The sequence below is a fragment of the Yersinia bercovieri ATCC 43970 genome (assembly GCF_013282745.1).
Lineage (GTDB): Bacteria > Pseudomonadota > Gammaproteobacteria > Enterobacterales > Enterobacteriaceae > Yersinia > Yersinia bercovieri.
This window is the reverse complement of record NZ_CP054044.1, coordinates 3,115,001-3,133,890: the sequence shown is the minus strand read 5'-3', so window position 1 is coordinate 3,133,890 and position 18,890 is coordinate 3,115,001. Positions and strand designations below refer to the sequence as shown.

Sequence of the window (18,890 nt, the reverse complement as noted above, 5' to 3'; positions counted from 1 at the left end):
GATTAACGCAGGTTAACCAGAGTTTGTAAGATCTGATCCTGGGTTTTGATGGTCTGCGCGTTGGACTGATAGTTACGTTGCGCCACAATCATGTTCACCAGCTCTTTACTCAAATCCACGTTAGAGGACTCCAGCGCACCACTGGTCAAAGTACCGAAACCACCACCGCCTGCCGTCCCCAACATTGGGTTACCGGAGGCCAGTGTCTCTTTCCACACGTTATCGCCTTCCGATGACAGCCCTTCTGGGTTAGCAAAGTTAGCCATCACGATTTGACCGAGCAGCTGAGTCTGTGAGTTTGAGTAGGTGCCAACCACAGAGCCATCGTTGTTGATCTGGAAACCGGTGAACTCACCAGCGGCATAGCCGGTTTGGTTTTGCGAAACAATGCTGTCGGTGCCGGTATTTTGCTGCTTAGTGCCGGCGACACTCAGTGTGAAGGGAGCTGCTGTCGCGCCATTGACCACCCCCATTGGGATAGTCAGAGTGAAATCAGTGGTGCTGGCCGGATTCGCCCCATTGGTCACGGTGCTCAGTGCGCCATTGGTATCAAACTGCATGGAGCCACGTAGGGCCGCAGTTTGCGCTGGATTGGCGCTGCTATCACGGGTGTAGACATCCCATGAGTTGCCCGCTGTTGAGCTTTCGGTGCGCTTAACATAGAACACATTGATCTCATGGCGGTTACCCAAGGTATCGAAAGTGGTCATGTTGTTGACGAAGCTGTAAGTGGCGGGTTTGTCCGGATCGAAAGCTGGGGTGGCAGGAACAATATCGTGGGTTGAGGTCAGGTTCGCCACCATGGAGCCGGAGGTTGTCGCTTTAGCAGAGATCATATCCTGCGGAATCGACAGCGGAATCGGGTTTGCGCCCTGCTGAATGGTTGGCGGTGTTCCTGTTGCCGGGTAGCCGGTCAGGCTCAGACCCTGCATGTTGATGATATTGCGATCCGCATCCAGCTTAAATTGGCCGTTACGCGCATAGAAGATACCACCGCTGCTATCTTGCATCCGGAAGAAGCCATTCTGGCTGATAGCCAGATCCAGACGACGGTTGGTGGTGGTGGCAGTACCGTCGTTGAAGTCCTGCGTAATCCCCGCCACTTTGACGCCCATACCGGTTTGAGAACCTGCAAACATATCGGCAAAAGAAACTGAGCCGGCTTTAAAACCTGACGTCGCCGAGTTGGCGATATTGTTACCGATCACATCCAGGTTGCTGGATGCTGCGTTCAAACCGCTGACTGCTTGAGAAAAGCCCATTTTCTTCTCCGTTAAATTCGGGGTCCGTTACAGACCTTGCGCATTGATGACATATCAATGCTGCTTTTAAAATTGATGGTGAGTCAGTTCGAATCCCTGGCCCACCGTCGTATTGGTTTGACTACTGCTGGCGACGAATCACTGACCTACAAAATCTGACGAACTTTATCCAGGGTGATAGTGCCTGCCAGCCCGAGATCCAATTTGGAACCATCACTGCCACGGGTAACGCCATTAACCACCGCATAACTTAACGGCGTCGCCATCAGCGATGAGCCACCATTGCTGGCGGTGATCGCCACGGTGTAAGCACCATCTGGAGCATTACCACCGGCATCCAGTGAGCCATCCCAGGTAAAGGCGTGTACCCCCGCTTTCAGGCTGCCGATCTCAATGGTGCGCACCACCTGACCATTTTTATCGCTGATAGTGGCGGTCACTTTGTCCGCCGCCCGATCCAGCTCAACGCCAAATGGGGTGGTGGTGACAACACCATCTTTGCTACCCGCCAACACATTGGTGCCAGGGATCATCACCCCGTGACCAATCAGGCTACTGGCTTGCAGCGATTGGCTGCTATCAATTTGACCGGAAATGGAACCCAGTGTGGTATTCAGCTTTTCAATGCCGCTCACGGTGTTGATCTGCGCCAATTGCGTAGTCAACTCGTTGTTTTGCATTGGGTTAGTCGGGTCCTGATTTTTTAACTGCGCAACCAACAACGTCAGGAAGCTGTTTTGCAGATCCTGACTGGTGCTGCCACTGGTGGCATTAGTGTTCGTGCCGCTGCTGCTGTTAATACCGTAATCGCTATCGGTCAGGGAATTGGTAATGGCCATGTATGCAGGCTCCTGTTATTGACCCAGTGTCAGCGTCTTGAGCATCAGAGATTTGGTGGTATTGAGCACTTCAACATTGGCCTGATAGCTGCGTGAGGCGGAGATGGTGTTCACCATTTCGCCGGTCACATCTACGTTAGGCATACGGACATAGCCCTTCGCGTCGGCCAGCGGGTTACCCGGTTGAAACACCAAACGATCCGGTGCGGGGTCATCAACCACCTGTGACACACGCACGCCACCGGTCTCCTGCCCCGGTTGCGCCGCCACCTGAAAGACCACTTGCTTGGCGCGATACGGCTGACCATCCGGGCCGGTCACACTGTCGGCGTTAGCCATGTTACTGGCGCTAACGTTCAATCGTTGCGACTGAGCTGATAATGCCGAACCGGCAATATCAAAAATATTCAGTAAAGACATGCGTCTTATCCTTGTTGTAACACTGACAACATCCCTTTGATTTGGCTGCTAATCACAGTCAAATCAGTTTGATATTTCAGGCTGTTATCGGCAAAGTTGGTACGTTCACGATCCATATCCACGGTGTTGCCATCCATTGATGGCTGGTCCGGTACGCGGAATAACAGATCAAGATCAGGGGGTTGAACCGTACTTGCCGGGATATGACGGGCTGACGTTAAACTGAGCGACACCCCTGTACCGCTAACACGTCCTTGCTCCACCACTTTTTTCAGTTGGCTGGAGAAATCGATATCACGTGCCTGAAAGCCAGGTGTATCCGCATTCGCAATGTTGGACGACAGAATCTCCTGTCGTTGAGCGCGCAAGTTCAGCGCCTCTTGTTGAAAACGCAGAGCACCGTCCAGTTTGTCGAGCATAGTCCCCCCGCAAGGTTAGAATTTGGAGTCGACAGCATAAACGCCGCATAGGGAAGCCTATCGTCAGAATAAGGGCAAAATGCGTCGCTATTTGTCCCCTTAACCTGATAACGGTACGGGTACACTAGGATGCGAAAATGGGCTGTGTGTTAAAAGGCAGAGTCTGGTTTACCCGATGACAGCGGTGGAGATGGATGTGATGGCAATAAAAAGAATTGATGCCAAAACCTTAGCTTTGGGGTTGCTGCTGATGAGCCAGCCATTTGCCCATCAGGCGGTGGCGGCAGATTTATCCGCGCAGGTAAATCAACTCTTCCAGCAGCAATATCCGGATAAAGAGAGTCGGGTTAATGTCATTATCAAAACGCCGCAGAGCCAATGGCCGCAGTGCGAAATGCCTGAAATCACACTGCCGACCAACGCCCGCCCTTGGGGGAATATCAGCCTATCGGTACGTTGCGATGGCGTGCGCCGCTTTATCCAGACGCAAGTTCAGGTGAGTGGGCGCTATGTAGTCGCCACTCGTCAACTGGCTGCCGGCGCAAAAATTACCGCGCAAGATGTTGAGATGAAACAAGGCCGGTTGGATACCCTGCCGCCCGGTGCCTTACTGGAACCCCATTTTGCGCAAGGGGCTGTCAGTTTGCGGCAAATCAATGCGGGGCAACCATTAACCCGCAATATGTTGCGCCGCCTGTGGATCATAAAATCGGGGCAAGATGTGCAGGTGCTGGCGCAGGGTGAAGGGTTTAATGTTAACAGTTATGGTAAAGCGATGAACAATGCGGCCATTCAAGATAACCTCCGCGTGCGCATGGCATCGGGTCAGATAGTCAGTGGTGTCGTGGGCGAAGATGGCACCATTCGCATTATGTTATAACCCTTCGCCCTTAAAGCTGCAGGGTTGTTGACGGCGCGTATTCACCCGAATCACTTACTCATGTAAGCTCATCGGGATTAACACGCTTGCTGCCTACCTGCAACGTTAAGTTCTTTGGGTGTCGTGATTAAAGTTTTTTTAACCTTTGCCGATAACACTAATATGCAGTTATTTGCGGGTAAAATAGTGACAATCCCGCCATCAAATTGCGGGTCGATAAACCTCAATCCCGCACTAGAGGGAGCAACACAACATGAGTATTGAACGCACTCAACCGCTATCACCAGCAACAAAAGTGCAGCCACGGGAAATCAGTGACATTGCGCAACAATCGCGTAAGCCTTCTGCCCAGACAAAAACGCAGGTGAGCGGTACAGAGGTTAAATTGAGTGATGCGCAGGCAAAACTGATGCAACCGGGCAGTCAGGATATCAATGTTGAACGCGTAGAAACGTTAAAACAGGCTATTCGTTCAGGCCAACTGACCATGGATACCGGTAAAATTGCCGATGCTTTGCTGAAAAATGTCGCGGATGACCTTAAGAACAGTTAGTTGTGACTCTATTGCTCATCGCTACTAAGTTGATGGCTAATCGCGACTAAATTGCTAGTGGTAACAACCCGTATTTATCGTAAAAGGAAAGTGGTGGTGGAGAGATTACAGATCAATCTGGACCAGCAATTAGAACTGCTAGAATCATTGACGACTGTTGTGGCACAAGAGCAGCAATTACTCTGCTCCGGTCGGATTCAGGGTATCGTGCTGCAAGGGGTGACTGAACAAAAAAGTTCAATACTGGCGACGCTGGCTTATCTGGAACAAACTCGACTTACCGCTGAAACCGCAGCCAAGATCCACGCGCCCTATAGCAATAATCAGCCCCTCGCTGAGCGGTGGCAACGGATGTTGCAGCTGGCCGAGCATCTTCAGTACAGCAACCTGCACAACGGGCTACTGCTGCAACAGCATATTGAGCATAACACTCAGGCGCTGGCGATTCTGAACACTCGCCACGGTCAGTCACTCTATGGCCCTGATGGTCACGCCAAAGGTGCCAGCTTACTGGGCCGCAAGATTGGCGTTTAATATTTCCCCTGTCTCAGAATAAATTTATTTGCCACAGAGATTAACTGCTGCACTGCGGGGTTTATCTCTGTGCGATCCCTACCTCACTCCCCATATTGCCATCTTAATGTCATTAGCTTCCTACCTACTCAAAAAAGGGTTTTTTCTCTTTTTTTGCAGCGCGCTACTCTGCTGTGGCTAAGCATTGTTTGCTTGGTTTCGATGAGGAGAGGAGAGATGAAAAAGCAGAGAATAGCGATGTTGTGGAGTTTGCTGTTTTTCGGTGTACTGGCGCTGTCGACGACTCAGGCAGCACAATCGTTTGAAATCAAAGGGAATGGTTATTTCCCCTACGATTACTGCTTCACTTGTGTTCACCCAATATGGGGTTACCGATAATTGACCAATACCTGATTGTTGATCACTTGCAGCGGCGGGTTGACCCGACCTTTGCCGGCAATAAAGTAGACAAAAGTGAGTTGAGTCGCGGCGGCTTCACCGGCCAGCCCCCGACTCTGGCCGCTGCCGCCCTCAAGGGGCATACAGCGTGTGGGAGTGCATAACTTCACCTGCAAACCATCTGGCGCTGCTGACATTAATTGGTAGCGCCAGCCTACGGACACAATCCGTGCATTCTCCTGAGCCAGCGCCGTCGGCGATTGTAGCGGCCTGGCAGAGGTTGCCACACCGCGCAAACCTTGCGTTACGCCAATGTCATCTGCCACCCAACTCCCTGAGGCAACAGCACTCAGCGGCAACAAACAGAGCGAAAGTAAACCGGCAAACATCACTCGAGAGAGACGAATCGGCATCAGGCCGCCCCTATGGTTGAGGTCATCCGGATCTGGCGATTATCACCAATTTCCAGATTAGATAGCACCACCATCTGCGGCAGGCTGCGGCGCAGGAAGCGGGCCAATAGTGCGCGCAGAGCGTGATTCACCAGCAGCACTGGCGGTGCACCCAGCATCTCTTGCCGTTGCAGCGCTTGTTTGGACTGCTCTAGCAGACGATCAGCCAGACCCGGCTCTAAACCACCGCCACCCTGTAGTGCCTGTAACAACAAGCGCTCCAGTGCCGCATCCAGCCCAATAACCTGGATTTCACCGGTGCCAGGGAACCACTGTTGCGCAATGGAGCGCCCCAATGCGACGCGCACCACGGCGGTGAGTTCGTAAGGGTCAGTTTGATTTGGCGCGTGTTCCGCCAGTGTCTCAATAATGGTGCGCATATCGCGGATCGATACCCGCTCCATCAACAGATTTTGCAGCACTTTGTGTAGCGTGGTTAAGGTCACGATGCCGGGAATAAAGTCTTCTGTCAGCTTCGGCATCTCTTGTGTCACCCGATCCAGAAGCTGCTGGGTCTCCTGACGGCCAAACAGTTCACTGGCAAATTGGCTAATCAGGTGGTTCAGATGCGTCGCCACCACGGTACTGGCCTCAACCACGGTAAAACCTTGAATCTGCGCCTGCTCACGCAGTGCACTTTCGATCCAGACCGCCGCCAGACCAAAAGCAGGGTCATGCGTCGCCTCGCCGGGTAAGGTACCGACCGCGTTACCTGGGTTAATTGCCAGCCAGCGCCCCGGATGGGCTTCGCCACTGCCAATCTCGACCCCTTTCATTAATATCCGGTAGCTGGCGGGCGGCAGTTCCAGATTATCCCGGATATGCACCACAGGCGGCAGATAGCCCATCTCTTGGGCAAACTTTTTACGGATGCTGCGGATGCGGCCCAACAACTCGCCATTTTGCTGGAAATCCACCATCGGGATCAGGCGATAGCCCACCTCCATCCCCAGAGGGTCTTCTAACTGAACATCTGACCAGGTCGCTTCAGCCGCCTGTTGTTGATCCTGAATCATCGGTGCTTCTGCTACCGCAGATTTTTGTGTCTGTTTGCCGCGTAAGCGCCAGGCTAATGCCAGCAAGGCGACGGTGAATAGCAGGAACACAAAGTTAGGCATCCCCGGCACCATGCCCAGCAAGCCCAGTACACTGGCACTTAATACCATCACCCGTGGATTATTGAACAGCTGGGTAACCATCTGCTGGCCGACATCCTGATCGGTACTTACACGCGTCACGATGACACCTGCCGCCGTGGAGATGACCAGGGCGGGGATTTGCGCCACCAGACCATCACCGATGGTCAGCAAGGTATAGGTTTCTGCCGCGTGGCCTACCGCCATATCGTGCTGAAGTACCCCGACCAGTAAGCCGCCGACCACGTTAATGACCATGATCATTAACCCGGCAACCGCATCACCGCGCACGAATTTACTGGCCCCATCCATGGAACCGTAGAAATCAGCCTCTTGCGTCACATCTGAGCGGCGTTTTTTCGCCTCATCTTCGCCAATCAATCCCGCATTTAAATCTGCATCGATCGCCATCTGCTTACCGGGCATCCCATCCAGAACAAAGCGCGCGCCAACCTCAGCAATACGCCCCGCCCCTTTGGTGATAACCATAAAGTTGATGATAACCAAGATGATAAAGACCACGATACCGATGGCGAAGTTACCGCCCACCAGGAAGTGACCAAAGGCTTCAACCACACGGCCCGCCGCCGCTGCCCCTGTGTGACCATCCATCAGAATGATACGGGTGGAGGCGACGTTTAGCGACAAACGCAGCAAGGTTGAGAACAGCAAAATAGTGGGGAATGCCGCAAAATCCAGGGTGCGCTGGGTAAACATCGCCACCAACAGCACCATGATGGAGAGTGCAATATTGAAGGTAAACAGCAAATCAAGGATGAAGGGTGGCAGTGGCAATACCATCATCGACAAGATCATCAGAATCAGGATTGGCCCGGCAAGGATTTGCCACTGCGTATCTTTAAAGTTGCCCGGTAAACGAAGCAGGGCGGCCAAATTTGCCATTAGTCAGTCTCACTCTCTGTTGCAAAATCCAGTGCTTCCGGCACTGGCAGATGTTCAGGTTTTTTCGGAATTAACCCACCTTCCCGCTTCCAACGTTTCAGTTGATAGACCCAGGCGAGCACTTCCGCCACCGCGGCATAAAGGGTGGCTGGAATGTGTTGCCCCACCTCACTGTGCCGGAACAGTGCCCTCGCCAGCGGCGGCGCTTCTAATAAGGGAATGCGATGTTCCGCGCCCAACTCACGAATACGCAGCGCAACCGCCCCCGCGCCCTTCGCTAACACTTTGGGCGCACTCATTTTTGCTTCGTTGTACTGCAAAGCGACGGCATAGTGGGTCGGGTTGGTGACGATGACATCGGCTTTAGGGATATCCGCCATCATGCGGCGGCGGGCCATCGCGCGTTGCTGCTGACGAATGCGCCCTTTCACATGAGGATCGCCCTCTTGATCTTTAAATTCGTCCCGTATCTCCTGTTTGGTCATACGCAACTTTTTGATATGGCTAGTTATCTGGAAAAACACGTCAAAACCGACCATGGGTGTTAAACCTAATACCACCACCAGTCCGCAGATAATAATCAAGTGCAGCGCGTCGCCTAATGCCGCCACTGGCGGCGCTGCGATCAAGCGCATAATATCTGGCCAGTTATGCCACAGGAAGATGCCGGTTACCCAGCCGACCAGTGTCGCCTTCAAAATCGCTTTGAGTAACTCAGCCAGCGCCTGAGCAGAGAACATCCGCTTTAAGCCGGAGATAAGGCTCATGCGCTGCAGATCAAATTTGATCGATTCACCGCTAAACAGCACCCCGCCCAGCAGCATCGGAACCGCCAGTGCCACTATCACCAATCCGGCAAAAATCGGCACCAGAGCTATCAAGGTTTGGCGCAGCAACATGCCAAGTTGGCGCAGCATCTGCTTATCATTGGTGACCACGCCGTGATCAAAGTGCATCCCTTGCGCCACCATGGCGGCAAGTTGTCGCGCCATCGACTCCCCCGAAAACCACAAGATAGCCAAACCGGCCCCGAGCATCAGCATCGAGGTCAGTTCGCGTGAGCGCGGAATCTGGCCTTTCTCGCGAGCCTTCTCCAGCTTATGGGCTGTGGGTTCCTCGCTTTTTTCCAGATCGCTATCTTCAGACACAGCCAATATTCCTATTCAGCGTGAGCGTTCCGTATTAGGGAGATGGATAAGAGATAAAAATTGCTGCTTAGCATGACAAATATTCAGCTAGCCGATGGATGGAACAACGCGGTAATTAGTGGGCTATTTATTGGATGAGGGTTATTGCGAAGAGGAGAGATTGCAGATGAGAGTCTCTCATCTGCAGGTATATTATGGTCATCCGATAGCTTAGAAGCCCAGGCTATCCAGCAGATCGTCAACCTGATCTTGATTGGCAATCACCCCAGCACCGGTTTTATCCATCTGCGGCCCATTGAGTAAACTGTCCGTCGGTTTTTGCGGTTTGGACGGCATATCTGGGATGTTTTCCATCAATACCATCAATAGTTGCTTCTCAATCTCTTGCACCACATCCATCATGCGCTTGATAACCTGACCGGTCAGGTCCTGGAAATCCTGCGCCATCATGATCTCCAACAATTGCGCATTGGTAAATGAGGTGTGCTGTGGAACCACATCCAGGTAATCACGGGTATCCGTGACCAGCGAGCGCGCATCGGAAAGCTCGATTGGATTGGCAAACCACTCATCCCAGCGAATTTTCAGTGCTTTCGCCGATGACTCCAGCTCATTTTGTCGCGGCTGCGCGGCTTCAACGCAATTTAATGCTCGCTCTGCGGCCTGTGCGGTCATATGAACCACATAGTCCAGACGGTCACGGGCATCCGGAATAGCTTCCGCTGCCTGAGCAATTGCCTGATCCAGACCTAACTCACGTAGGCTATCGCGTAACATCCGCGTAAGGCTACCAATACGGCTAATAATATCACTGGCTGATGCCGCATCTGATGCAGGCATTTGATGGTTACTCATTCCGCCTCCTTACATACCCAACTTTTCAAAGATCTTATTGAGTTTCTCTTCCAAGGTAGCGGCAGTGAAAGGTTTCACTACATAACCACTGGCACCGGCTTGCGCTGCTGCGATGATATTCTCTTTTTTAGCTTCGGCAGTGACCATCAAAACCGGTAGAGAGCTCAGAGCACCGTCAGCACGGATAGTTTTCAACAGGTCTAAACCATCCATATTTGGCATATTCCAGTCAGAAACGACAAAATCAAAACCACCTGTTCGTAATTTATTCAATGCGTCGACACCATCTTCGGCTTCATCCACATTGTTAAAACCTAGCTCTTTTAGCAGGTTTCGGACAATACGACGCATGGTCGAAAAATCGTCTACCACCAAAAATCTGAGATTCTTATCCGCCATACCAACTCCTAAAGTTTGTTGCTCACCGCTGAGCGATTAACTATCAACGCCCGATTTCCACCGGAAAAATGAATACCTAAAGTCGCTTTATATACGTAGCGCCTGGCCACTACTAATCTGTGCCAACATCCGCTGGCTTATCTGATTCAGATCCAATACTTCATTCACGCCGCCCATACCAATGGCTTCACGCGGCATCCCGAAGACCACACAGCTGGCTTCGTTTTGTGCAATGGTATAGGCCCCTGCCCGATGCATCTCCAGTAAACCGGCGGCACCGTCATTACCCATACCGGTCAGAATCACCCCCACGGCATTTCGCCCCGCATACTGCGCCACGGAGCGAAATAGCACGTCAACCGAGGGCCGATGGCGATTCACCGCCGGGCCATCATGGATGCGCACCTGATAGTTTGCCCCACTGCGCGCCAGCTCCATGTGCCGATCACCGGGTGCAATGTAGGCGTGTCCGGGCAATACGCGCTCACCGTCTTCTGCCTCCTTCACCGTGATCTGGCACAATTTATTGAGCCGCTCAGCAAATGAACGGGTAAAACCCGGTGGCATATGCTGAGTAATCAATAGCGCCGGACTGGTAGGCGGCAAAGGCTGTAACACAGTACGGATAGCTTCTGTCCCCCCCGTTGATGCCCCAATGGCAATTAGCTTTTCACTACTGAGCAACGGGGTGTGGGTTAACATTACCGGAGCATGTTCTGGGCCGCGTTGTGGCAGGCGGGCTTTAGCGGCGGTGCGGATCTTCTCCGCAATCAACTCACTGTAAGCCAGCATCCCCTCTCGAATGCCCAACTGGGGTTTGGTCACGAAATCGATCGCCCCTAACTCCAGCGCCCGCATGGTTATTTCGGAGTTCTTACCGGTTAGGGATGAAACCATCACCACCGGCATGGGTCGCAGCCGCATCAGTTTCTCAAGAAAATCCAGACCATCCATGCGCGGCATTTCAACGTCGAGCGTCAAAACCTGCGGATTGAATTTTTTGATCAAATCGCGGGCGACCAACGGATCCGGTGCCGCTGCAACCATCTCCATATCTGGGTGACTGTTGATAATCTCTGTCATTAGCTGGCGCATCAATGCAGAATCATCAACGCATAATACTCTGATTTTACTCATCACCTCTCCTTGGTCAGTCCATAAACGGTCTGCCCGCGCAAATAGAATTCCCGGCTAATTTGACTGAAATTCTCCGAGTGACCCGCAAACATCAGGCCACCGGGTTTTAGCAAAGGGACAAAGCGACGCAGAATGCGCTCCTGCGTCTCTTTATCAAAATAGATCATCACGTTACGACAAAAAATAGCATCAAATTGCCCCGGTAACGCCCACTCTGGTGCCAATAGATTGAGTTGCTGGAACTGAATCATATTGGCCAGTTCTGGCCGCACCCGCACCATACCCTGATGGGGGCCGGTGCCACGCAAGAAATAGCGTTGCATCTGTTGCGCCGACAGTGAGCGCAGCTCATCCTGCCGATAGACGCCGCTGGTCGCTTTCTCCAGCACTTGCGTATCGATATCACTGGCCAGAACCTGACACGATCCCGCCCGATTTCCCAGCGCATCACTTAATGTCATGGCGATGGAGTAAGGCTCCTCACCGGTCGATGCTGCGGTACTCCATACCGAATAACTCCCCTGACGCTGGCGAGCGTGTTCAGCCAGAATCGGAAAATGGTGCGCCTCACGGAAAAATGCCGTCAGATTGGTGGTCAACGCATTCACAAATGCCTGCCACTCGGCACTATTCGGGTCGCTCTCCAACACCGCAAGATATTGACCAAAATCGTTAATATTCAGCAATCTTAACCGCCTGACCAGGCGGTTATAGACCATTTCCCGTTTGTGATCGGCCAGTACAATCCCGGCTCGTTGGTAAATAAGTTGGCAAATGCGCCGGAAGTGGACATCCGACAGCGGGAGCCGTTGAATCATCTGAGTCAGAATCGACCCAGACTCCAGGGGTGATGGCTGAGCTGCTTGATTCAAAGACGATTGTTTCATCGATGATGATTTCATCCAGCCTCCCCCCACAACAAAGTCTTGGTTACGTCATTTGACAATCTGGGATTTCCTTTGCGACCGTGGCTTTTACAACAGATTGCTTACTACTGCTTTGCCCCTCCCCGCTGTCGCTATCCTGCTCCAAACGAAAAACAGACACTGCATTGGAGAGCATACTTGCCTGCTCTTCCAGTGCATTAGCCGCAGCCGCAGCCTCTTCCACTAATGCGGCGTTTTGCTGAGTGACCTGATCCATCTGTGTTACCGCGAGTGAAACCTGCTCAATACCCCGGCTTTGCTCATCCGAGGCGGAAGCGATTTCACCCATAATGTCGGTAACCCGAGTCACTGAGCGAACGATCTCTTCCATGGTAGTACCCGCATTTTCAACCAGTGTGGACCCCTGGCTAACACGACTGACCGATTCATCGATCAACACTTTAATCTCTTTTGCCGCTTGCGCACTGCGCTGGGCCAAATTACGTACTTCACCTGCCACTACCGCAAAACCACGCCCCTGTTCACCGGCACGTGCGGCTTCAACGGCCGCATTCAGCGCCAGAATATTCGTTTGGAAGGCAATACCATCAATCACGCTGGTAATGGCACCAATCTTCTTCGAACTGGTGGCGATATCATGCATGGTGGTGACCACACCGCGGGTCAACTCGCCCCCTTTCGCGGCGGTTCCCGATGCATCTTGCGCCAACTGTGTTGCCTGACGCGCATTATCCGCATTCTGTTTCACGGTGGCGGTCAGTTGCTCCATACTGGCCGCTGTTTGCTCCAGTGATGCTGCCTGCTGTTCTGTTCTCGCAGACAAATCATTGTTGCCGGCCGAGATCTCCTGAATCCCTGTCAGCATCGATTCAGTCCCATCACGGACGTGGCTGACAGTGGTGATTAACGAGCGCTGCATGGTGCGTAAGCTGGCAAACAGTTGACTAATTTCATTGCGGCCAGAGACATCAATATGAGCGGACAAATCCCCCTCAGCAATGCGATCGAAGTGGGCGCTCATAATCTTCAGCGGGTTCACGAACATTGTGCGTAACCAAACCAGCGAAGAGAGCGCCATCAGAATCACCATCAAAATCGCGCCACCAAATATCCAGATGGAGAGATGGTAAGCTTGTTGATTCTCTGTACCCGCCTCGGCAATCACCTCATTGGCATATTGCAAATACTGCAAAAAATCTGCCTCGAACAGATCTTGTGTTTTCTGGGTGGGCTGATCCATAAAACCTTGTAGATTGCCGGCCTCCAGAAAATCGATGAGTTGCCGTAACGAGAGCCGTAAATTCTGATAACTGTTTTTGGTGGCATTCAGTAACTCGCCGCCAGTTTCACTCTCATCAAGGCGCGGCACCGCCAGAAACTGATTAAAATAGAGATCCGCTTTCTGTAATGAGCTGCGTGCATTGCCCATTAATGCGTTAACTTGCTCCTGAGGGACTTTGAGAGCCGAGCGCGTCCCCGCTCGGTTTAAGGTATTACGCGCCTGAAGCAAGGATACCCAACTGAGGCTTAATGCATCCCGTTGCTGACTGCTAAGATCCACACGATTTAAGTTTTGGTTGTCTGAGCGAAAAGCCGTAAATGACAGACCACTTGAAATTAACTGTATGGAGCAGATCAATATCAGTAACAGGAAAAAGCTGGTAGAAATCCGGATTCGGCCAAACATCGTAACCTCTTCTCAGCCGGCTCATAGGCCGGCTTTATCTATTTTTTGTGTAGGGGGGATATCTAGAAAGTTTCCCAATTATCTTGCAGGTCACTTCCCAGTGTTTTTTTAGCAGTACCGCTCAGATCCTGTGTCGGCTGCTTGATTTTTCTCACACTCTTGGTGCTACTACCGTTATCCATACGTAAAACGAAGACGGACATGGATTGGGTCAACATGCTGGCTTGCTCTTCCAGTGCGGCGGCGGCAGAAGCAGACTCTTCCACCAACGAGGCGTTTTGCTGGGTCACACGGTCCATCTCGGTAACGGCCTGACCAACCTGGTCGATACCGCGGCTTTGTTCATCAGAGGCGGAAGCGATTTCACCCATGATGTCCGTGACGCGCGTGACGGCATTAACGATATCGCCCATGGTTTCACCCGCGCTTTCAACCAGCACCGATCCCATGTCGACCCGGTTGACGGAGTCTTCAATCAAACCCTTAATCTCTTTTGCTGCTTGTGCACTGCGCTGCGCCAGATTGCGCACTTCACCGGCGACCACGGCAAAACCACGACCCTGCTCACCGGCACGGGCCGCTTCCACGGCGGCGTTCAATGCCAGGATATTGGTCTGGAAGGCAATGCCGTCGATGACGCTGGTAATATCGGCGATTTTCTGCGAACTGCCGGCAATTTCGTGCATGGTTTGCACCACGTTTGCCACCACTTTCCCGCCTTTTTGCGCTGTTTCTGATGCGCTCAATGCCAGTTGGCTAGCCTGACGGGCATTTTCAGCATTCTGTTTCACGGTGGCAGTTAACTGCTCCATGCTGGCGGCCGTCTCTTCCAGTGACGCGGCTTGCTGTTCGGTACGCGCGGACAGGTCGTTGTTACCGGCGGCGATTTCAGATGCCCCGCTGTAGATGGCATCAGCGCCTAAACGCACGTCATTAACCGTGGTCGCCAATTCAGACTGCATGTGCTTCAGGCTGGCAGCCAAGGTGCCCATCTCATTGCGGCTATGTACTTCGATGGTTTGGGTCAAATCACCATTGGCGATATGCTTGATATGCTCAATCAGGTGTTTCAGCGGATTAATCAAGATGTGTTGCATACCCAACCACACCAAGATAATCACGGCTGATACCGCAATCAGTACAGCCACAATCACACCCATAGCAAAGCTGAATGAGTGGTTGCTGTCTTCCACGGCGGAAGCATATAGACGGTCGTTCTGTGTCAGGTAAGTGTTGTAATCCTTCTCAAAAGCATTCTGGAAACTGGAGGTTGGCTGATCAAAGAATTCGTTGATTTTACCCGCTTCCATCAATTGGATAAGCTCAGTCAGTGCGCCAAAGTATTGGTCATAGGTCTGTTTTAATTTTTTAGCTGACTCTGCATCTTGCTGACTATCCAGCGGAATCTGTTCGTAGTTTTTAAAACGGTCTGCCGCCACACCCAATGTACCTTTGGCTGAAGCCAGAAGATCATTGACGGTAGGGCCGCTGCCGGTGTGATTGACATCCATCATGTAGCGGATGCCTGCGCGGTTCAGTGTATTACGTGTTTGCAGCAGATTTACCCAGCTCTCATTCAACACCGATTGTTGCTGACGGATAACTTGTAAAACAGCGAAGTTTTCTTTGTCATTTTTCAGGGAGTTGAAGAAAAGCCCGCTGGAGACCAGCTGTAAGGCACCAAATAGCACTAACACCAGCAGCAGGCTGGTGACCACTTTCATACGCTTAAACATGTTGTCCCTTCATAAGTACGTCAAAACATAGGTATGTCAAAATACGGGTACGCCAAATCACAAGACGCCTAATTAACACTGTTATCGGCATCAAAGGGGGGAACTTTACCGGGGAGGGGGATTATTTTAATGAGGTGTTAATGGTTATGGGGGTGGTTGAGTTGGGATTAGTGCTCACTTTGCCTGCGTGGTGGATTGGATCTGGTTTGGGTTGATAGTCGTTTGGGGATTGGGATTGGGATTGGGATTGGATCTGGTTTCGGTTGATATTCGTTCAGTGATGACCTGATCTCCGTCGCCTCAACCGAGTCGGGCCGCAGGGCGGCGGCCCAACACCCGCGCCTGGCGCGAAATATTCCTGATTGCGCTTAAGGTCAAAAGAGAAAGTCAAAATCAAAACCCTGTTTTTAGCTTTTGAAGTTAAAAGCACATTTGAGCTGCCGAGTGAAGAGTGGATGCCGAGCGATACGTGCGCTAGCGCAGGGGTTCCAAGGGGGTTACGCGCTTGTAACCCCTTTGGCGGTTGGTTCATTGGAGGCAAGGTGAGCGGTGAAGCTTTAACAACCGAACTTATCACCCAACTGAATATCAACCGAAACCAGATCCAGATCTTGCCCCGAAACTCTTACCCCTTCGCCACCGCATCAATCAACGACATCTCTTCGCTACTCAACAACTTCTCGATATCAACCAAAATCAGCATTCTTTCGCCCAGAGAACCTAACCCCGTTAGGTACTCGGTTGCCAAAGTGACGGCAAATTCAGGTGCCGGACGGATTTGTTCATTGGTCAATGACAGCACATCAGAAACACCATCAACCACAATACCGACAACCCGCTGCTCAAGATTCAGCACAATCACCACGGTATTTTCGTTATAGCTGACGCCTTTTTGTGCAAATTTAACCCGTAGGTCAATAATAGGGACAATGACGCCACGTAAGTTAGTCACACCCTTGATGAACGCGGGGGTGTTAGCAATACGGGTCACCTGATCGTAACCACGGATCTCTTGCACTTTCAGAATATCAATGCCGTACTCTTCATCACCCAGCGTAAAAATCAGGAACTCTTGTCCTACCGTTTCGCCAGCCAGCTTCGTGACGGTTGCTAGTCCTGCCATGTGTTTACCCTTCAATCAGTAGGTTGAATTTATGTTTTTTTTCAGGGCCGAGAACATCTCCACGACCCTGCACCTGTTTACATATGGATTCCATACAGGCGCTATACGGGACAACTGTTATGCGGCGGTATCTTCAACCGATACACGCTTTTCCCGGTTTAGAGCCTGCAAAGCTGACACATCAACAATTAGCGCCACGCTGCCATCACCCAATATGGTCGCGGCTGAAATTCCTGGCACCTTGCGGTAGTTGCTCTCCAGGTTTTTCACCACCACTTGGTGCTGACCGATCAGTTGGTCTACCAACAGCGCATAACGGCGACCGGCACTTTGCAGAATGACAACAATGCCCTGAGTGGCTTCAGTTTTAGCATTTTCAACATCAAATACCCGGTACAGTTCAACCAGCGGTAGATACTCGCCGCGCACTTGTAACACCCGTTCGCCGCCGGCCAGCGGGTGTAGATCTTCCGCCAAAGGTTGCAGCGACTCCATCACCGCGTTCAGTGGCAAAATGAAGACTTCATCACTAACTTTAACCGACATGCCATCAAGAATAGCCAGCGTCAATGGCAGCAGGATACGGATCGAGGTGCCAAGACCCGCCTGGAAACTGACCTGCACATGGCCGCCCATCTCCTGGATATTTCGCTTAACGACATCCATCCCGACGCCACGGCCGGAAACATCCGTCACTTGCTCAGCGGTGGAGAAGCCTGGTGCGAAAATCAGCATCCCGACATCTTCATCACTCATATGCTCATTGACCGCCATCCCCTGAGACTGCGCTTTCGCCAGGATTTTTTGCCGATTCAGCCCGGCGCCATCATCAAGAACCTCGATGCAAATATTGCCGCCCTGATGCTCAGCGGAGAGTGTCAGATTGCCCACCGGCTGTTTACCAGCGGCGATACGGGTCTGTGCATCTTCAATACCGTGATCCAAACTATTACGAACCAGATGGGTTAATGGGTCGATAATGCGCTCGATCAGGCTTTTATCCAGTTCGGTCGAGCTACCCAGCAGCGTCAGTTCAACCTGCTTATTGAGCTTGCTCGCCAGATCGCGCACTAACCGTGGGAAGCGGCTGAACACATACTCCATCGGCATCATCCGGATGGACATCACCGACTCTTGCAAGTCACGCGCATTGCGTTCCAACTGCCCCATGCTATTGAGCAAATCACCATTAATCACCGGGTCCAGGATGCCGGAGCGCTGTGCCAGCATGGATTGGGTGATAACCAATTCGCCCACCAGATTAATCAACTGGTCAACTTTCTCAACTGCAACACGGATACTAGTGGATTCACTGGCTTTCGCTTTCGGCTTCACATGCTCTGGGCTAGTGGGTACGGCAACCGCACCCACTTGGGGGGCGATTTTAACTTCGGCAACAGGCGCAACGGTGGCAACTGGCGCAGCGACTTCTGGCGCAGCTTCTGACTCAGCCGGTAAAAAACTAATTTGCTCCGGTTCCAGCACAAAACAGAGTACCGCGCTGATATCATCTTCATTGACCGAGGTAATCAAGGTCGCTTCAAGGCTATCGGCACTTTGGTGGGGATCTTTGACTTCGCCCAAATTGCCCAGCTCTTCCAGCATCAGCGGGATCTCTTGCTCTTTCAGGCCAGACAGGCGAATGCGCATCCCCCCCTGAACCAGAGCCGGCGACTTACCGCTAGTTTTCGCTTCAGCGGTTGCCGCACCACTGCCCTGCGCGGCGGCTGGGGCATCACCCACACTCTGTTGTTCTAAAGCTTCAAGTGCCAATTGGCGCAGCGCGTGACAGATATACTCAAAGCTTTCCGCATTGGGTTCCTGCGAGGTTTTGTAGGCGTCCAACTGTTCCTGCATAATATCTTTCGTTTCCAAAAACAGGTTGATGATATCAGTGCTCAGGCGCATCTCGTCGCGGCGAGCACCATCCAACAGGTTTTCCAACAGATGGGTTGTCTCTTGCAGCACCGTAAAGCCAAACGTCGCTGCCCCACCTTTGATGGAGTGAGCAGCACGGAAAATGGCATTGAGTTGTTCATTGTCTGGTGCCAGCGGGTCCAGCAATAACAAGTGCTGCTCCATATCCGCCAGCAGTTCATCTGCTTCATCAAAGAACGTCTGATAAAACGCGGTAATATCCAT

At 52.1% G+C, this 18,890-nt stretch carries 19 protein-coding genes; 4 read left to right on the top strand and 15 right to left on the bottom strand.

Annotation, left to right across the window (positions count from 1 at the left end):
• Positions 1 to 2 precede the first annotated feature (2 nt).
• The 4 genes from flgE to flgB all read right to left on the bottom strand — a co-directional run bounded on the left by flgE (position 3) and on the right by flgB (position 2,940).
• Positions 3 to 1,262: a flagellar hook protein FlgE gene (gene flgE, locus HRK25_RS14105; RefSeq protein ID WP_005277456.1), complete on the bottom strand. Its 1,260-nt coding sequence runs from the start codon at positions 1,260 to 1,262 to the stop codon at positions 3 to 5.
• 146 nt (positions 1,263 to 1,408) lie between these two features.
• Positions 1,409 to 2,101 carry a flagellar hook assembly protein FlgD gene (flgD, locus tag HRK25_RS14100; protein ID WP_005277458.1) on the bottom strand — a complete coding sequence of 231 codons (693 nt, stop codon included), beginning with the start codon at positions 2,099 to 2,101 and terminating at the stop codon, positions 1,409 to 1,411.
• Between the two features lie 15 nt (positions 2,102 to 2,116).
• Positions 2,117 to 2,521, bottom strand: a complete 405-nt coding sequence (flgC, locus tag HRK25_RS14095) for a flagellar basal body rod protein FlgC (protein WP_004877518.1) — start codon at positions 2,519 to 2,521, stop codon at positions 2,117 to 2,119.
• A 5-nt stretch (positions 2,522 to 2,526) separates the two neighbouring features.
• A complete protein-coding gene (flgB, locus tag HRK25_RS14090) occupies positions 2,527 to 2,940 on the bottom strand; it encodes a flagellar basal body rod protein FlgB (RefSeq protein WP_005277461.1) in 414 nt (137 codons plus the stop codon).
• Between the two features lie 199 nt (positions 2,941 to 3,139).
• Between flgB and flgA the strand changes: the two genes are divergently transcribed.
• From flgA to HRK25_RS14070, 4 genes are all read left to right on the top strand, one after another.
• Positions 3,140 to 3,820, top strand: coding sequence for a flagellar basal body P-ring formation chaperone FlgA (gene flgA / locus HRK25_RS14085; RefSeq protein WP_032898553.1), 681 nt, complete (start codon positions 3,140 to 3,142; stop codon positions 3,818 to 3,820).
• 253 nt (positions 3,821 to 4,073) lie between these two features.
• Positions 4,074 to 4,373, top strand: coding sequence for a flagellar biosynthesis anti-sigma factor FlgM (gene flgM, locus HRK25_RS14080; RefSeq protein WP_005277465.1), 300 nt, complete (start codon positions 4,074 to 4,076; stop codon positions 4,371 to 4,373).
• 93 nt (positions 4,374 to 4,466) lie between these two features.
• Positions 4,467 to 4,907, top strand: a complete 441-nt coding sequence (locus HRK25_RS14075) for a flagella synthesis protein FlgN (RefSeq protein ID WP_032898547.1) — start codon at positions 4,467 to 4,469, stop codon at positions 4,905 to 4,907.
• Between the two features lie 216 nt (positions 4,908 to 5,123).
• Positions 5,124 to 5,285, top strand: a complete 162-nt coding sequence (locus tag HRK25_RS14070; RefSeq protein ID WP_153802294.1) for a hypothetical protein — start codon at positions 5,124 to 5,126, stop codon at positions 5,283 to 5,285.
• On the opposite strand, the gene HRK25_RS14065 is transcribed toward HRK25_RS14070, so the two are convergent.
• The 11 genes from HRK25_RS14065 to cheA all read right to left on the bottom strand — a co-directional run bounded on the left by HRK25_RS14065 (position 5,276) and on the right by cheA (position 18,890).
• Positions 5,276 to 5,698, bottom strand: a complete 423-nt coding sequence (locus tag HRK25_RS14065; RefSeq protein ID WP_032898548.1) for a flagellar protein FlhE — start codon at positions 5,696 to 5,698, stop codon at positions 5,276 to 5,278. The genes HRK25_RS14070 and HRK25_RS14065 overlap by 10 nt on opposite strands.
• A complete protein-coding gene (flhA, locus tag HRK25_RS14060) occupies positions 5,698 to 7,776 on the bottom strand; it encodes a flagellar biosynthesis protein FlhA (RefSeq protein WP_005277469.1) in 2,079 nt (692 codons plus the stop codon). The genes HRK25_RS14065 and flhA overlap by 1 nt, the downstream gene beginning before the upstream one ends.
• Complete coding sequence (gene flhB, locus HRK25_RS14055) at positions 7,776 to 8,924, bottom strand: flagellar biosynthesis protein FlhB (RefSeq protein ID WP_032898549.1); 1,149 nt, start codon at positions 8,922 to 8,924, stop codon at positions 7,776 to 7,778. Before flhB ends, flhA begins: the two co-directional genes overlap by 1 nt.
• A gap of 210 nt (positions 8,925 to 9,134) precedes the next feature.
• A complete protein-coding gene (gene cheZ / locus HRK25_RS14050; RefSeq protein ID WP_005277471.1) occupies positions 9,135 to 9,779 on the bottom strand; it encodes a protein phosphatase CheZ in 645 nt (214 codons plus the stop codon).
• A gap of 9 nt (positions 9,780 to 9,788) precedes the next feature.
• A complete protein-coding gene (gene cheY, locus HRK25_RS14045; protein ID WP_032815462.1) occupies positions 9,789 to 10,178 on the bottom strand; it encodes a chemotaxis response regulator CheY in 390 nt (129 codons plus the stop codon).
• An 87-nt stretch (positions 10,179 to 10,265) separates the two neighbouring features.
• Complete coding sequence (locus tag HRK25_RS14040; protein ID WP_004877496.1) at positions 10,266 to 11,315, bottom strand: protein-glutamate methylesterase/protein-glutamine glutaminase; 1,050 nt, start codon at positions 11,313 to 11,315, stop codon at positions 10,266 to 10,268.
• Positions 11,315 to 12,133 (bottom strand): protein-glutamate O-methyltransferase CheR, encoded by an 819-nt coding sequence (gene cheR, locus HRK25_RS14035; protein ID WP_049599568.1) that lies wholly within the window; start codon positions 12,131 to 12,133, stop codon positions 11,315 to 11,317. The genes HRK25_RS14040 and cheR overlap by 1 nt, the downstream gene beginning before the upstream one ends.
• A gap of 112 nt (positions 12,134 to 12,245) precedes the next feature.
• Positions 12,246 to 13,889: a methyl-accepting chemotaxis protein gene (locus HRK25_RS14030; RefSeq protein WP_032898550.1), complete on the bottom strand. Its 1,644-nt coding sequence runs from the start codon at positions 13,887 to 13,889 to the stop codon at positions 12,246 to 12,248.
• Positions 13,890 to 13,951: 62 nt separating this feature from the next.
• Positions 13,952 to 15,625: a methyl-accepting chemotaxis protein gene (locus tag HRK25_RS14025; RefSeq protein WP_032898552.1), complete on the bottom strand. Its 1,674-nt coding sequence runs from the start codon at positions 15,623 to 15,625 to the stop codon at positions 13,952 to 13,954.
• Between the two features lie 625 nt (positions 15,626 to 16,250).
• The gene (gene cheW / locus HRK25_RS14020) at positions 16,251 to 16,748 is read right to left on the bottom strand and encodes a chemotaxis protein CheW (protein WP_005277374.1); all 498 of its coding nucleotides are present in this window, start codon (positions 16,746 to 16,748) and stop codon (positions 16,251 to 16,253) included.
• A 117-nt stretch (positions 16,749 to 16,865) separates the two neighbouring features.
• Positions 16,866 to 18,890, bottom strand: a complete 2,025-nt coding sequence (gene cheA, locus HRK25_RS14015; RefSeq protein ID WP_005277376.1) for a chemotaxis protein CheA — start codon at positions 18,888 to 18,890, stop codon at positions 16,866 to 16,868.